The organism is Thalassolituus sp. UBA675 (assembly GCF_002297765.1).
Taxonomy (GTDB): Bacteria; Pseudomonadota; Gammaproteobacteria; order Pseudomonadales; family Oceanobacteraceae; genus Thalassolituus.
This window is the reverse complement of the sequence record NZ_DBNJ01000013.1, coordinates 77,339-91,544: the sequence shown is the minus strand read 5'-3', so window position 1 is coordinate 91,544 and position 14,206 is coordinate 77,339. Positions and strand designations below refer to the sequence as shown.

Below are 14,206 nucleotides of genomic sequence, written 5' to 3'. Positions count from 1 at the left end.
GCGTCGGCGGTGGAGGCACAGCGCCAGTGACGGTATACTCCGGCCTCCATATTGAAAGACAGTAGACAGGCTAATGGATCAGTACATTGAATTTGTCGTAAATCACTGGTGGCTGGTAGGTATCTGGGCAGCGTTTCTGATCGCTTTGCTCTGGGATAACAACCGCCGCAACGGGCAGACTGTGTCCACCGCTGAAGCGACGACTATGATCAACCGCCAGAACGCATTGGTTCTGGACATCCGCGACAAGGCTGACTTCAAAGCAGGTCACCTTGTGAACGCGGTCAACATTCCGTATGCAAGCCTTGCTCAGCGCATGAATGAGTTGGATAAAGAACGCGAGCGTCCGATTGTACTGGTGTGCAAAACAGGCCAGACCGTCAGCATGGCGGGTAAAATGCTGCGTGAAAAAGGCTTCAACGCTGTACGTATGAAAGGCGGCATGATGGAATGGAACAGCCAGAATCTGCCAGTCGTTAAGAATTAAATCTGATAAGGAACCAACCAATGGCCGAAAATAAAGAACAGGCGCAGTTCGCTCTTCAGCGTATCTACACCAAAGACGTGTCATTCGAAGCACCTAACTCTCCAGTGGCATTTACCAAGCCGTGGAAGCCTGAAGTAAAGCTCGACCTGAATACCAATGGTCGCAAAGTCGATGAACAGCACTACGAAGTTACTGTAAAAGTGACTGTGACTGCAAAGAACGACGGCGACACCGCGTTTCTGGTTGAACTGGTACAGTGTGGCCTCTTCGTTGTGGCGAATATTCCAGAACAGCAGATGGGCCCGATGCTGGGTGCTATGTGCCCTAATATTCTGTTCCCGTATCTGCGCGAAAACGTCGATAACCTGGTTGTCAAAGGCGGTTTCCCTGCGCTGATGCTGGCGCCGATCAACTTTGACGCCCTGTATCAGCAGCGTGTTAAAGAAGCACAGGCCCAGCAGGCTGGCGAACAGCCAACGCATTAATAATGCTGCTTCAACAAAAACGCCCCGAAGATCGGGGCGTTTTTGTATCTGTAAGACTCTCACTTCTGGCTTATTGTCCACCCTCATAGCCAAGCTGGCGCCAGGCCTCATAGACCATGACTGCAACGGCATTCGACAGGTTCATACTGCGGCTGTGTGACAGCATGGGCAGACGCAGCCAGTCTTTTTCTGGAATCGTCAGCCTTACATCCTCGGGCAGGCCTCGGGTTTCTGGCCCGAACATCAGATAATCCCCCTTGGTGAAAGCAACATCAGAATGACGGGTCTTACCTTTTGTAGTCAGAGCGAAGAGGCGTTGTGGATGTTCGCAATCAACAAACGCTTCGTAGTCTTTGTGTATCTCCACGCTCGCCCACTCGCTGTAATCCAGACCCGCCCGGCGCAATGCTTTCTCTTCCATGTCAAAGCCCAGGGGCTCAATAAGGTGCAGATGACAGCCTGTGTTAGCGCACAGACGAATGATATTGCCCGTGTTGGGTGGAATCTCTGGCTCGAAAAGAACGATATGAAACACGCTGGATATCCGGAAGTAGGGGTGGTGCACTCGACGCACTAAAATAGAAATCTTATTGCTTTGGGCCACTTTCTGGGTCGGCTCGGGGTCATTATAGTCAGGCGTGTCGTCTCAGACCATCGCTTTTCCCACCATGGTCTACACTCAGATTCAGTAAGTTGAATTTGTGTGAGGGTTGCCATGCAGCTGCCGTGGCTGAAACAACGTCGAACCGCGCAGGGATGTCTGGGAATAGAGATCAATCATGGTCGTGCCTGGGCAGTACACCGCACTCAGCGTGGGGTCGTCTCCAGCTATATCGCAGAGGCTGATGAGTCAGGCTTTGCTGAATTGTCCGAATGGATCGAAGCTCAGGGGTTAGCAGGTTCGCCGACCGTGGTCTGCATGGATAGCGAACGCTATGACTTGCAGCTAGTGGATGCACCCCCAGTTGCACCGGAAGAGCTGACAGATGCGCTGAGCTTTCGTATCGACGAGCTGGTCGGAGCGCCTGCCGCCGATAAGGTGTTGCAGGCATTTCCTCTTCCCGGCGATGCGTATCGTGGGCGAATGAGCATGGCGTTTGCCGCGATTACCGACAGGGCATATCTGCAGGAGATCGTTGAATTCTGCCGTGACAGCAATCTGCAGTTAGAGCAGATCATTATCAACGAGTTGGCGGTTCTGAATCTTCTGGCAAGTATTGAGCCCGAGGACAGCGTCGCTGTCGTGCGCCTCGAAGGTAATAGCGGTGTCATTTATCTCTACCGTGACGGAGCACTCTACTTCACTCGTCAGATTTCTCTGGGAACCGACGATCTGGGCCTCAGTTCGCTTAATGTCGAAGAGGGTGGGTTGAGTATGCAGCCAAACAGCCGCATTGATGTGCTTGCCCTTGAGCTGCAACGCTCGATGGACTATTTCGAAAGTCAGCTGGGGCTGGGTGCAGTTTCTCAGTTGTGGATGCTGAAGTCTGATCTTGTCGATGTGACCGATGCCTTGGGTGAACTTGAGGAGCGTGTGAATACGCCCGTCCGCCTGATGTCGCTGGAAAGCTCCTTTAACCGTCAGGAAGATGACCGCCCACTCACGGCGTCTCTGGCCGTTGCACTCGGAGGGGCGCTTAGCTATGAGCTGGGAAATTAAACAACGGGTCAATTTCTATCTGGACGAGTTCCAGCCTCCTAAGATCCCTGGTGATCTGAAGATGATTCTGATTGGTGCTGGCTTGCATGTTGGCATTGCGGTCGTTGTTCTTCTCGGTCTGGTGATCAACTGGTACTGGCAGGGGCACCGTCTGGAAGGCATGCAGGAGCGTCAGGCCATTGTTGAGCAGCAGGTTGCCAATATTGAAAGTGAGCGTCCGCCGCTCAAATTGGATGATGCTCTCGTCGCCCAGCGTGCCAAACTCCGCGAAGATCTTGAAAGCAGTCAGCGAATTCTGCGCTATCTGACTCAACAGGAACTCGACAGCAGCACGTCATTCACCACCATGGTGAAAGAGTTAGGGGATCAGGATGTCCGAGGAGTCTGGCTCAAGAGTTTCGCCTTCTACGACGAGGGGCGTCACATCAATATCTCAGGCTTTACCGATGATCCGGCGAAAATCTCTCGTTACGTTTCTGACCTTCTCAAACGCAGCGGTTTTTCTGAGCAGGCATTCCGTTTCGTTGACGTCCGTAAACAGGAAGATAGCCGTTGGTTGACGTTCAAGCTGGATACCCGTCCACGTGAAAAAGAAAAGCCGGCGGAGCCTCGTAATGCGGCGCTGACGTCTGCCGAGTTGATGCGTCGTGCACGGGAGGATGTCCTGTGAAGATAATCTGGTGGAAAGACCCTCGTATTGTCTCAGGGCTGGAAAAGTATCGTGACTTGAGTGCCCGAGAGAGAAAGCTCGTACTGATCACAGCGCATGTCGTCATTGCGGCTGTCGTTCTGTTTTTTATCGCAGCTCCCATCTGGACGACGGCGCTGAATGAGCGCCAGCAAGCGAACGAACTTGAGTCTAACGCTTTGCGCCTGGAGGCTCATTTGCAGCGTTTACGCAGTACCCCTGTGCTTGACCCGAATGACGCCGTGCGCGATGACATAGAAAAAGTTCTGGGTCAGAAAGACGTCGTAGATGAGCGGATTCAGAGTCTTACCGATACCCTGGTCGCCCCTGAAAATATGCCATCGGTACTGGAATCGATGATGACTCAGGACACCCGACTCAAGCTGATCAGTCTCGAGAATAGTGAGGGCGAGAGCATCGCGCTCGGCTCTGAATACAGTGACGTCGACCTTTACCGCCATGGCATGAAAATTCGCATGTCCGCTGACTACCCGTCGCTGATGAGTTATCTGCAACGTCTGGATTCGATGCCATGGAAACTCTACTGGCAGTCGCTTGACTACACGGTTGAAAACTACCCCAGCGGTGAGCTTTATCTTGAAGTCTTTACCCTCAGTACCCGTGAGGAGATTCTCAGTGATTAGATCAGTCGTTATGGCGCTTTGCCTGAGCGGACTTTTCCTGAATGCGATGGCGGCCAGTGATCCGATGAAGCCGCCACAGTTCGCTCCTGCAGCGGTTGAGCAATCAGCAGTAAAGAGAACAAGCTTTACGCTACAACAGATAAAAATGAGTCAGAACGGAGCGTCTGCGGTAATTAACGGCAACTTAGTGAAAGAGGGCGATATCGTTTCCGGTGCCCGGGTTGTGAAAATTACATCAGGCAAAGTTGTTCTGAAATACAGGCAGAAACTTAAAACACTGTCTTTACTTAGTAATACGAAACATTCTGGTAAGTAGGATGCAGACTGTGAAAATATTTAGAAATACAAGGTTCGACCGAGCTGCTGTGATTGTTGCCAGCCTGCTTATGGCGTCATGCGCGACGACCTATACGCAGAAGCAGACAGATCAGAAAGCAGAGCGACCAGCTGCACCAAAGAAATTGCTCGAAGCAGATGCTCCTATGCTGGCTGGCCTGGACCCGAAAAGCCTGATGCCAGAAATCGCCTTGCCAGAAAAAGCTGAAGAGCGTTTTGATGTCACTGCCAATCAGGTGCCTGCGCCGGCATTCTTCAACAGCCTGGTCGAAGGTACTGGGATGAATATGATTGTTCATCCGGATGTCAGCGGCAAAATCTCTTTAAACCTTAAAGACGTAACTGTCCGTGAAGCCCTGATGGCTGTTCGTGATATTTACGGGTACGACTTTAATGAATCTGGATATGGCGTGCAGATTCTTCCTAAGGCTGCGCAAACCCGCATATTTCCGATTAACTACCTAAATGTCATGCGTTCAGGCCGTTCAGGTATGAAGGTCAGTAGTGGTATGACCAGTTCTGACGCAGAGAACAGCGGAGCAGCGACCTCTGTGTTCGGCGAGTACGACGGTAATCAGACTAATTCCTCAGAAGTAGAGACACTGACCGGCTCTGAATTCTGGAAAGACCTGCGTTCGACACTGTCTCTTATGATGGCTTCAGAGGAAGGTGCCTCCGTCGTCGTTGATGCGCATGCTGGCCTTGTCATTGCTCGTGCAATGCCTGGAACACTGACTCAGGTTCAGAAATACCTGGAGCAGGCTGAGCTGACTGTACAGAAGCAAGTTCTGATCGAAGCAAAAATAGTAGAAGTCACACTCAGTGACGGTTACCAGAGTGGTATTAACTGGAATACGATTGCGGCACAGACGGGAAAGAATGACGTCTGGGCAACACAAACCTCAACTGCTTTAAATGACCCGAATGAATTGGCTGGTATTTTCAGTCTCAATATCGATGCAGGTAACTTTGCCGGTGCCCTGAGCCTTCTGGAAACACAAGGTGATGTCGAGGTACTTTCTAGTCCACGTATCGCCACCGTCAATAATCAGAAAGCAGTGATCAAAGTCGGTAACGACGAATATTTTGTTACCGACGTGACCCGCACAACGACGGCAACGGTAACAGGCACCTCGGATACTCCTGAAATTGAGCTGACGCCATTTTTCTCGGGTATTGCTCTCGATGTGACCCCACAGATTGGTGATGACGAAGACATTACCCTGCACGTTCATCCGAGCGTGACAGAAGTCGAGGAAAAACAGAAACGTATCCAGCTGAACGATGATGAATATTCGTTGCCGGTCGCAGCCAGTACCGTTCGCGAGACAGATTCTATTGTTCGTGCCCGCTCAGGCCAGATCGTTGTTATTGGCGGACTGATGCAGAACAAGTCAAACGATGTTGTGCACAAGGTACCGGTACTGGGAGATATTCCTGTGCTGGGTGCATTGTTCCGTCAGACGCGCCGCGAGACAGTCCAGAGTGAACTGGTCATTCTTATTCAGCCCCGAATTATCGGTACACAGTTACCTGCGGAGCGTATAGAGCAGCTCAACAGCCGTTACTCTCGCGTGTTATTGCCGGAGTGGTGAGATGGATGTTACTGAGATCAAGCAAGCTTGCGAGTCACATTATGGACTGAGTGACACCCCTTTCTCTTTGACGCCGGATACCGGATTTTACGTCGGCCTTGAGTCTCATGACGAAGCATTTGAAGCCGTTCAGTATGCACTGGCTGGCGGTGAAGGTTTTATCAAAGTCACTGGAGAAGTCGGCACTGGAAAAACATTGTTGTGTCGACGTCTTCTGAATCACCTTGAATCAGTTAACAGTGATACTGCTTATATTCCTAATCCGACGCTATCTCCCACAGCACTTTGGCTGGCAATCGGAGATGAACTCGGATTATCTGGCCACTCTAGACTGAGCCAGCTGAGGGCGGATATTCAGCGTTATCTTCTTAATATCGCTCAGGAAGGACGGCGCCTGGTCCTGGTCATTGACGAAGCCCAGTGTTTGCCAGCAGAAACGCTGGAGGCATTAAGACTCATTTCCAACCTCGAAACAGAACGTCAGAAACTGGTCCAGATCGTTCTCTTCGGTCAGCCTGAATTAGACGACATCCTGAGTGAACAACGCTTCCGGCAACTGCGCCAGCGCATCACCACGTCCGCTCATATTGAAGCGTTACGTACGCCTGAGAGTGTCAGTCATTACCTGAATCACCGACTGGTCTGCGCAGGCTACCGTGGTGAGCCGCTGTTTACACGGGGGGCCGTTCGATTTTTATGGATCAGCAGCGGTGGTACACCGAGGCTGGTCAATGTTCTGGCCGCCAAATGCTTGCTGGTGGCCTTCGGTCAGGGCAGTAAGGCCATCCATGCTCAGCATGTAGAAAAGGCGGCAGCAGACACTGAAAGTATTCAACAACCGATCGCATGGCATGAACGTCTGAAACTCGTTATCGGGCTATAAGGAGCGAACTATGAGTCTTATACATCAGGTTCTGAAAGATCTCGATGGTCAGCGAGAAGTCACACCCGGAGAAATTATTGGCTATGCCGATCACGAGAACAACCATCGTGTGATGATATGGCCTGCACTTGTGATCTCTATTCTTGCTGCTGTGTTTGTATTGTATTTCAGTCAGTATTTTGAGTCTGATCCGTCTGTAATTAATCGCAGTTCTATACCTGTTATTCCTGTAACGGGAACGAATCCAGCCGTTGTTCCCGTCATTGCTGAAGTGTCTGGCCCAGCAGAGATGCCTTTAAGCGACACAGGCAGAGAGACGCAGCAAATGCAGCAACCCGAAACAATTACGTTGGCCATTGCACCAGAACCTGAAGTGGCAGGTAATTCAGTATTTCTTGAAGAGGTAGCCGCTCAGGAACAGTCGCCACCTGCCGCGGTCGTCCAACCTGCTGAAGCCAGATCAGAGGCTCCAGCTTCAATTCCCGAAGCCCTGGTGGTCGACGAGCCTGAAGCAGCATCCGTGCAAGTCTCCGTCATAGAAGCCCACTCCACAGAAGCCTCCATTGCAAAAGACGCTAACGCAGCAAGTGCGAGTGTGACACGACGTCTGGACCCTGAGAATTTCTATATCCGTGCGGTAACTTACTATCGCAATGGCGACTGGCAACGCGCGTTGTCTCAGTTAGAAGAGGCGATCAAGCTGGGAACCGCGATTGAGTATCCCGCACTGCAGGCCCGTATTTATCTGGAGCAGGGGATGCGTGATGAGTTTATTGCTGCGTCCGAAAAATACGCCACGAATCAGAGTCGCACCTGGCTCAGTACGATTGCACCGGGCCTGCATATGTTTGGGCAGTATCAGGCGGCCGCAGAATACTACTCGCGCCTGATACAACAGGAGCCGCGTAATACACAGTGGGCTATTGCCCGCACTCAGGCACAAATAGACGCTGGCGCAACCGCCGCAGCACAACAAAGCCTTGAGTTCCTCACCGAAAATTACCCTCTGAGTAAACCACAGCAAGACTGGGTGAAATATCAGCAAGGGCTGCTGGAGTAAAACATGGAAGCAAGATTACGTCGTAAAGTTCGTGTCGGCGATCTGCTACTTGAGAAGCAGTTAATCGATCAGAAACAGTTGCAGATGGCGCTGGTAGAGCAGAAGCGCACCGGAAAAAAATTGGGTAAAGCGATTACGGATCTCGGTTTTGTCTCAGAGGTTAAATTGCTTTCTATTCTTTCTGATTACTTTGGTTATCCATTTATCGATCTGTCGCGTTTTCGTCTCGATAATGCGCTGATACAGCAGTTGCCTGAAACTCAGGCCCGTCGATATCGCTGCCTGCTATTGTCAGAAGAGCCGGGCGGAATGATGGTCGGTATGGCCGATCCGACTGATCTGATGGTTATTGATGATCTCCAGAAAATTCTTAAAAAGCCCGTTCTGCCAGCGTTTGTTCAGGAAGATGAGCTGCTCTCTATTCTCGATAATGTCTATCGTCGTCAGGAGCAGATGGCTTCCATTGCGGGTGAACTGGCGGGTGAATTACAGAGCAGCGACTTCGATATCAATGCCATTGTTTCAAGCTCTGATACGTCAGAGGCTCCGGTTGTTCGCTTGTTGCAGAGCCTGTTTGAAGATGCCGTTCAGGTAAAGGCGTCGGACGTTCATATCGAGCCCGAAGAGAGCCAGTTGCGTATTCGCTTGCGTGTTGATGGCGAATTACAAGAACAGATTATGAAAGAGAAACGCGTTGCCTCGGCATTGGTATCGCGTTTAAAAATCATGTCGGGTCTGGATATTTCGGAGAAGCGTCTACCACAGGATGGCCGCTTCAATATCCGTGTCCGTAATAAGAATATCGATGTGCGTCTGTCGACTATGCCGGTGCAGTTTGGTGAGTCGGTGGTTATGCGTCTGCTGGATCAGAGTGGCGGCATTCTGAGCATGGCATCCCTCGGTATGAGAGATCAGATCAGGAATCGTTTTGAGTATCTGATCACACGTCCTCATGGATTGATCCTTGTCACCGGCCCGACGGGTTCAGGTAAAACAACAACGCTGTACGCGGCACTGACTCAGCTGAATCAGGCCGAAAAGAAAATTATCACCGCCGAAGATCCTATCGAGTACAGGCTTCCGCGAATTAACCAGGTCCAGGTAAATACCAAAGTGGGTCTCGAATTTTCGACTGTTCTTCGTGCGGCTCTGCGTCAGGACCCGGATATCGTTCTGATTGGTGAGATGCGTGACCACGAGACGGCAGAGATCGGCTTACGAGCTGCAATGACAGGTCACATGGTGCTGTCGACGTTGCACACCAACGATGCCCAGTCAGCAGCGGCACGCCTGATGGATATGGGCGTTGATAGCTATCTGGTTGCTTCGTCACTGAGAGCTGTTCTGGCACAGCGTCTTATTAAAAAGCTGTGCCCTCATTGCACTCAGAATTACGAGCCCGATGATCAGGAAAAAGCCTGGTTAGAAACTATGGAACCTGGCAGCTCAACACGTCAGTTCCTGAACGGAAGAGGTTGCCATCACTGCAACAATACCGGCTATCAGGGGCGTGTCGGTATTTACGAGTTACTGGAACTCGATGCCAACATGATAGGTGCATTGCGTAAGGGGGATTCTCAAGGGTTCTCTGAGGCAGCGTTGAAATCTCCGTATTTCCGCCCGTTAGCAATGTCTGCACTGGACTTTGCGACAGAGGGTGTGACCTCCCTTGATGAAGTCTTCCGTGTATCAGCAACCCTGGATGGCGAGGAGATCTGATGGCCATTTATCTCTATCGCGGTCGCGATAATTCGGGGGCGGCGGTAGAGGGCTCCCTACAGGCGGGTAGCCGGGAAGTCGCAGTATCGCAGCTGATGCAACGCGGCATTACCCCGCTTAAAATTCAGCAACAGAAAGTATTACCCTCGAAGGACGGTAAAACGGTCCAGCGTTCTCAAAAAATTAAATCTGAAGAGCTCGTCCTGTTTACTCGTCAGTTGTATGCACTGACTAAGGCGGGTGTTCCTATCATCCGGGCGCTGACCGGGCTGGCCGAAAGTGCGAACAACGATCAGTTACGCACGGTTCTTCAGGATATCAGCGACCAGCTGGTCGGTGGTTCTGATCTGGCTTCGGCATTTAGAAGGCACCCTAAACTCTTTTCTCCTATTTACGTCAGCATGATCCATATAGGTGAGAGCACAGGGAATCTTGATGATGCACTGATCCGCCTGGTGGGCCACCTGGAAATGGAACGGGAAACCAGAAAGCGTATCAAGTCCGCGTTGCGCTATCCCATTATGGTTATCGGTGCCATTGCAATCGCGATGGTGGTTGTCACTATGTTTGTGATTCCAAGCTTCTCGTCGGTATTTAATAAGCTAGGCGCTGACCTGCCATTTGCCACGTTAATCCTGATTGCTGTTTCCGATTTCATGCAGAACTGGTGGCATGCCTTGTTGGCCGGTCTGATTGTTGGCGGTCTTGCTTTTAGACAGTTTATCGCCACCGATGAAGGGGCTGTCTGGTGGGACAGAACCAAACTGAATATTCCTCTTATCGGTACTATTTTCGAGCGCATCGCACTGGCGCGTTTTTCCCGTTCTTTTTCCATGATGCTGACTGCTGGTGTGCCAATCCTGAATAGCCTGTCTATTGTGGCGGCGAGTGTTGGTAATAAATATATCGGTAATGCCGTCAGCGATATGGGCGATGGGGTCCAGCGTGGCGAAGGGCTGACCAATACGGCGCAGAGAACTGGCCTGTTCACACCACTAGTACTTCAAATGATGTCGGTTGGTGAAGAAACAGGGGCTGTTGATCGGCTACTTGATGAGGTCGCTGACTTTTATGAAGAAGAGGTCGACTACGAGCTCAACCAACTGTCAGACGCGATAGAACCCATCCTGCTCGTGTTTCTGGGGGCGCTGGTACTTCTGCTCGCTCTGGGTGTTTTCTTACCCGTGTGGGAGCTCAGTGGTGCAGTGTCAGGTTAGACACTGACGCCACATATGTAACAGAAGTTTTTGTAATTCAATATTTGTTTATTTTCGTTAATACCAGCTTCAAAAATTCAATTGTTGACTAAGGTTTAAGTATGCCAACGACGTTACTGAACGTCGGCCGGAAACGAGGCTTCTCTCTACTCCAGTCGGCGATCGCATTGGCGGTAATGATGGTCGGGATACTGATTCTGGTGCCCCGGATGGACAACATTATCGAGGATGCCTGGCGTGCACATGTTAAGTCGGTGGGTAGCTCCCTGCAGACCGGAGTGATGATTTTCCGGAAAGCCTGGATGACCGATAAAAACAGCACCCTGCTTGAAGGCTTTGCTATGAATCAATATGGCTGGCCGGTACCGCAGGAACCGGACGGGATGTCCGGATCAGGAGTAACAACGACACTGAGTTGTGAAGCGCTGTGGAATAGTCTTCTGGATATAGAAGTTCCGACACTGACCGCTGGTGATAATGCCAGCGCCGATTTCCGGGTCGAAGTCGTAGAGGGACATTGTCGGTACTACCACAGAGCAAGTGGCGACAGATTTTACATTGACTATAGCTCGGCCGATGGCCGCGTAAGCTGGAATATCCGATAACACACAGGAGTCGGGACATGAAAAAACAAAGAGGTTTTACACTGATCGAACTGGTCATGGTAATTGTTATTCTCGGTGTGCTCTCTGCCTTTGCGCTGCCGCGTTTCGCAGATTTTGGTCAGGACGCGCGGGTTGCCAGTCTGAATGCGCTGGCCGGTGCACTCCGTGCAGCCGCCAATATTGCTCACGCGCAGCAGCTGGCAGATGGCTCGACACCCGGTCAGGCAGTGGTTCTTGAAGGTGCCTCTATCGCTATGGTGAATGGTTACCCTCAGGCCGTACAGGCTGGTATCACTGACGCTGCTCAGGTGGCGGGTGACTACCAGATTACTCATGGAACCGCCGCAGGTGGTGAAGAGGCAGTTTACACCCTGACAACTGGCGCTGGCTGTACTGTGACTTACACCGCTGCAACCGCCGCAGTGGAAAACGTGAATCCAATCACCGCCGCGCCAAAGGTTGTTGTTGATCCAAACGGTTGCTGAGGCTGATTTGATCCGCCAACGAGGCTTTACTCTGGTTGAGATGATAATGGTGATCACATTGATCGCCATTATCTCAATCGGCGCAAGCAGCCTTTTCCTGAATACCGATCGCTACACTACGCTTGCTGCTCGTGAGCAACTGGTGTCGGTAGCAATCCTTGCTCAGAGAAGAGCACTGGCAAATGCAGTGGCGGCAACTCCGGTCAATCTCACGGTTTCTCAGACCAGCTCTGATTGGCTTTTCACTGTTTCGCAGGGGACAACCACCTTTGGCACGCGGGAAGCTCCGCGCGCAGGGGCAGCGCTGGCCATTAACGGTGCTACTCTGGCTAACGGTGGCAGCACAACGATTAATTTTGATATCAATGCAGAAACCGGCGCTGCGAATCAGTTTGTTTTTTCCGCTGGTAATTCTCACTCACTCTGTATTTCTGCCAGTGGTTTCGCCTATATCGGCAACTGCCAGCCCTGAAGGAGGCACGCACTTATGCTAAGAATGCGCGGCATGTCTCTGGTCGAAATGGTCATTACTATCGTCATTATTTCTGTCGCCTTAGTTGGTTCTCTGCGGGCGTTCAGTGTTCTTACCGGGCGATCTGCTGACGTTCTTATTCAGACCCGCTCCGTCGATCTGGCTCAGCTTTATTTTGATGAAATACTGTCGCGTCGCTATGACGAGGCCACGGGGACGAATGGTGTTCCTGCCTACACTGGGGCGTGTCGGATTACTAATGACGGCGAAAGCCGTGACAATTACGATGACGTCGATGATTACGATGCCGTCACCAACGAATCCCCGGATACGATGGACGCCTCTCTTGCAACGGATTACAGCGGCTACACGGTGTCTATCAACGTAGTCTGTGATGACTCTATTGGTGTGAACACCGGTGGCGCTAAGCGTATAGAAATCACGATTGACGACCCGATCGGCGATACCTCGGTATTCTCTATGTATAAGGGGAATTACTGATGGTAACAAAAGTGATGACGTTAACTTATCTGCGGCGTCAGTCTGGATTTACCCTGGTTGAGCTGGTGATGACATTGGTGGTGGCTGCGGTGTTGGGCATCATGTCGGTTCAGTTTATCCGCTCTACCAGTGAAGGTTTTATCTCAAGCAACGGTCGTGAACAATTAGCGGCGGCTGGCTATGTCGTTAACGAACAGATCAGCCGCGGATTGCGCGACGCTCTACCGGGCAGTATCCGTACCACCGCTGACGGACTGTGCGTTGAATATATGCCTGTAGTCGCCGCTTCGATGTACACCGATTTATCGGTTAATTCGGCAGTTACCTCATTCCGTGCCGCACCATATTCTGTATCCGACGGTGCGAGTGGTTACGTATCTGTTTATCCTATCGGGTCGGCTAACCTGTACGCCCAGAATGATCCGGGACCTCTGACGCCGGATATCGGCTCAGTGCCCGCGGGGACAACCGAGGTTGATGTCACGCTTGCGAGCTCTCATACCTTCCCATCAGATTCGCCGGAGCGTCGCTACTATTTATCGTCTGCGCCTGAAGCCGTCTGTCAGGATGGAGCCTATCTCTATCGTTACCGCAACTACGGCTTTATCAGTGACGTCGCTAACCTAAAGGCAGCCTTACCTACCAATCGGGCTGGCGGTCGCACCGTTCTGGCATTTCCACTTCAGGCAGGATCCATGACATTTCGCTTTCAGAATCCAACGCTGGCGCGAAGTGGCCTGGTGGCATTTGAGTACGTGCTGCAACACCCGACAACAGGCGAGACGCTTTCCATGGGGCAGCAGGTGAGGGTTGTTAATGTTCCCTGATGATGTGAAACGGATAGCTCTATCCCCGCAGCGCGGCTTTGGTCTGCCAATGGCGCTGTTTGTTATTACTGTGCTTGCTGTGATCGTCACGGTAATGGGGTCTATGCAGACGACCAGTGGTCAGTCGAGTGTGCTTCATATTCAGGGGGAGCGCGCTTTTTACGCTGCTGAATCAGGTACCGAAGCGGCTCTTAATGTACTGCTGCCTCCGGATGGTTCTCCCGGGCGAGCCTGTGCAACTTCCCCATTTTTTACTGCGACTTTTACTGCTCCTGGTCTGCGCGGATGCAGTGTTTCCGTCAGTTGTGTTCAGATGACCATCGGTAGCGAAAACCTTTTTACACTGACATCGCAGGGTTCTTGTGGCACCGGACTTGATCAGGCGTCACGAACGCTAGAAGTTCGGGCTCGGTAGTGTTTCCCGCCTATAGCTAGATTGCCGTTACATAGCGCTGTGATTACGAGGTTAATACAGTCCATCGTGACGTTTTGTGAAAGAATAGAAAAAGCCAAACTGAAGAATATCATTTAGTTATATCGGG

Annotated in this window: 18 protein-coding genes; 17 read left to right on the top strand and 1 reads right to left on the bottom strand. The window is 51.4% G+C overall.

Features of this window, described 5'->3' with window-relative positions:
* Positions 1 to 73: 73 nt before the first annotated feature.
* Positions 74 to 487, top strand: a complete 414-nt coding sequence (locus B3007_RS07025; RefSeq protein ID WP_068439323.1) for a rhodanese-like domain-containing protein — start codon at positions 74 to 76, stop codon at positions 485 to 487.
* Positions 488 to 507: 20 nt separating this feature from the next.
* Complete coding sequence (secB, locus tag B3007_RS07020) at positions 508 to 972, top strand: protein-export chaperone SecB (RefSeq protein WP_068439325.1); 465 nt, start codon at positions 508 to 510, stop codon at positions 970 to 972.
* 70 nt (positions 973 to 1,042) lie between these two features.
* On the opposite strand, the gene trmL is transcribed toward secB, so the two are convergent.
* Positions 1,043 to 1,507, bottom strand: a complete 465-nt coding sequence (gene trmL, locus B3007_RS07015) for a tRNA (uridine(34)/cytosine(34)/5-carboxymethylaminomethyluridine(34)-2'-O)-methyltransferase TrmL (RefSeq protein ID WP_301378187.1) — start codon at positions 1,505 to 1,507, stop codon at positions 1,043 to 1,045.
* A gap of 180 nt (positions 1,508 to 1,687) precedes the next feature.
* Here trmL and B3007_RS07010 point away from each other — a divergent pair, with 180 nt between their 5' ends.
* From B3007_RS07010 to B3007_RS06940, 15 genes are all read left to right on the top strand, one after another.
* Entirely contained in the window at positions 1,688 to 2,632 is a 945-nt protein-coding gene (locus B3007_RS07010; RefSeq protein WP_068439329.1) for a hypothetical protein, read from the top strand.
* Positions 2,616 to 3,302 carry a hypothetical protein gene (locus B3007_RS07005; RefSeq protein ID WP_301378188.1) on the top strand — a complete coding sequence of 229 codons (687 nt, stop codon included), beginning with the start codon at positions 2,616 to 2,618 and terminating at the stop codon, positions 3,300 to 3,302. The genes B3007_RS07010 and B3007_RS07005 overlap by 17 nt, the downstream gene beginning before the upstream one ends.
* Positions 3,299 to 3,964, top strand: a complete 666-nt coding sequence (gspM, locus tag B3007_RS07000) for a type II secretion system protein GspM (RefSeq protein ID WP_301378189.1) — start codon at positions 3,299 to 3,301, stop codon at positions 3,962 to 3,964. The genes B3007_RS07005 and gspM overlap by 4 nt, the downstream gene beginning before the upstream one ends.
* Positions 3,957 to 4,280 carry a hypothetical protein gene (locus B3007_RS06995; RefSeq protein ID WP_301181829.1) on the top strand — a complete coding sequence of 108 codons (324 nt, stop codon included), beginning with the start codon at positions 3,957 to 3,959 and terminating at the stop codon, positions 4,278 to 4,280. Before gspM ends, B3007_RS06995 begins: the two co-directional genes overlap by 8 nt.
* 10 nt (positions 4,281 to 4,290) lie before the next feature.
* Complete coding sequence (mshL, locus tag B3007_RS06990) at positions 4,291 to 5,895, top strand: pilus (MSHA type) biogenesis protein MshL (RefSeq protein WP_297533820.1); 1,605 nt, start codon at positions 4,291 to 4,293, stop codon at positions 5,893 to 5,895.
* Between the two features lies 1 nt (position 5,896).
* The gene (locus B3007_RS06985; RefSeq protein ID WP_297533819.1) at positions 5,897 to 6,778 is read left to right on the top strand and encodes an ExeA family protein; all 882 of its coding nucleotides are present in this window, start codon (positions 5,897 to 5,899) and stop codon (positions 6,776 to 6,778) included.
* Positions 6,779 to 6,788: 10 nt separating this feature from the next.
* Positions 6,789 to 7,838: a tetratricopeptide repeat protein gene (locus B3007_RS06980; RefSeq protein WP_301378190.1), complete on the top strand. Its 1,050-nt coding sequence runs from the start codon at positions 6,789 to 6,791 to the stop codon at positions 7,836 to 7,838.
* A gap of 3 nt (positions 7,839 to 7,841) precedes the next feature.
* Positions 7,842 to 9,557, top strand: coding sequence for a GspE/PulE family protein (locus tag B3007_RS06975; RefSeq protein ID WP_301378191.1), 1,716 nt, complete (start codon positions 7,842 to 7,844; stop codon positions 9,555 to 9,557).
* Complete coding sequence (locus B3007_RS06970) at positions 9,557 to 10,774, top strand: type II secretion system F family protein (protein ID WP_297533816.1); 1,218 nt, start codon at positions 9,557 to 9,559, stop codon at positions 10,772 to 10,774. The genes B3007_RS06975 and B3007_RS06970 overlap by 1 nt, the downstream gene beginning before the upstream one ends.
* A 101-nt stretch (positions 10,775 to 10,875) precedes the next feature.
* Positions 10,876 to 11,379 (top strand): type II secretion system protein, encoded by a 504-nt coding sequence (locus B3007_RS06965; protein WP_068439345.1) that lies wholly within the window; start codon positions 10,876 to 10,878, stop codon positions 11,377 to 11,379.
* A 17-nt stretch (positions 11,380 to 11,396) separates the two neighbouring features.
* Complete coding sequence (locus tag B3007_RS06960; protein WP_301181832.1) at positions 11,397 to 11,864, top strand: prepilin-type N-terminal cleavage/methylation domain-containing protein; 468 nt, start codon at positions 11,397 to 11,399, stop codon at positions 11,862 to 11,864.
* A 7-nt stretch (positions 11,865 to 11,871) separates the two neighbouring features.
* Complete coding sequence (locus B3007_RS06955) at positions 11,872 to 12,336, top strand: pilus assembly FimT family protein (protein ID WP_301181833.1); 465 nt, start codon at positions 11,872 to 11,874, stop codon at positions 12,334 to 12,336.
* 15 nt (positions 12,337 to 12,351) lie between these two features.
* Entirely contained in the window at positions 12,352 to 12,837 is a 486-nt protein-coding gene (locus tag B3007_RS06950) for a type IV pilus modification PilV family protein (RefSeq protein ID WP_301181834.1), read from the top strand.
* Positions 12,837 to 13,664, top strand: a complete 828-nt coding sequence (locus B3007_RS06945; RefSeq protein ID WP_297533811.1) for a type II secretion system protein — start codon at positions 12,837 to 12,839, stop codon at positions 13,662 to 13,664. The genes B3007_RS06950 and B3007_RS06945 overlap by 1 nt, the downstream gene beginning before the upstream one ends.
* A complete protein-coding gene (locus tag B3007_RS06940) occupies positions 13,654 to 14,079 on the top strand; it encodes a hypothetical protein (protein WP_297533810.1) in 426 nt (141 codons plus the stop codon). The genes B3007_RS06945 and B3007_RS06940 overlap by 11 nt, the downstream gene beginning before the upstream one ends.
* Positions 14,080 to 14,206: the final 127 nt, after the last annotated feature.

Excerpts from the sequence above, each read along its gene's own strand:
- B3007_RS06980 (WP_301378190.1), top strand. The coding sequence starts at position 6,789 with ATGAGTCTTATACATCAGGTTCTGAAAGATCTCGATGGTCAGCGAGAA.
- B3007_RS07025 (WP_068439323.1), top strand. The coding sequence starts at position 74 with ATGGATCAGTACATTGAATTTGTCGTAAATCACTGGTGGCTGGTAGGT.
- B3007_RS06985 (WP_297533819.1), top strand. The coding sequence starts at position 5,897 with ATGGATGTTACTGAGATCAAGCAAGCTTGCGAGTCACATTATGGACTG.
- B3007_RS06965 (WP_068439345.1), top strand. The coding sequence starts at position 10,876 with ATGCCAACGACGTTACTGAACGTCGGCCGGAAACGAGGCTTCTCTCTA.
- secB (WP_068439325.1), top strand. The coding sequence starts at position 508 with ATGGCCGAAAATAAAGAACAGGCGCAGTTCGCTCTTCAGCGTATCTAC.
- B3007_RS07005 (WP_301378188.1), top strand. The coding sequence starts at position 2,616 with ATGAGCTGGGAAATTAAACAACGGGTCAATTTCTATCTGGACGAGTTC.
- B3007_RS06945 (WP_297533811.1), top strand. The coding sequence starts at position 12,837 with ATGGTAACAAAAGTGATGACGTTAACTTATCTGCGGCGTCAGTCTGGA.
- B3007_RS06975 (WP_301378191.1), top strand. The coding sequence starts at position 7,842 with ATGGAAGCAAGATTACGTCGTAAAGTTCGTGTCGGCGATCTGCTACTT.
- B3007_RS06940 (WP_297533810.1), top strand. The coding sequence starts at position 13,654 with ATGTTCCCTGATGATGTGAAACGGATAGCTCTATCCCCGCAGCGCGGC.
- B3007_RS06970 (WP_297533816.1), top strand. The coding sequence starts at position 9,557 with ATGGCCATTTATCTCTATCGCGGTCGCGATAATTCGGGGGCGGCGGTA.
- B3007_RS06950 (WP_301181834.1), top strand. The coding sequence starts at position 12,352 with ATGCTAAGAATGCGCGGCATGTCTCTGGTCGAAATGGTCATTACTATC.
- B3007_RS06960 (WP_301181832.1), top strand. The coding sequence starts at position 11,397 with ATGAAAAAACAAAGAGGTTTTACACTGATCGAACTGGTCATGGTAATT.
- B3007_RS07010 (WP_068439329.1), top strand. The coding sequence starts at position 1,688 with ATGCAGCTGCCGTGGCTGAAACAACGTCGAACCGCGCAGGGATGTCTG.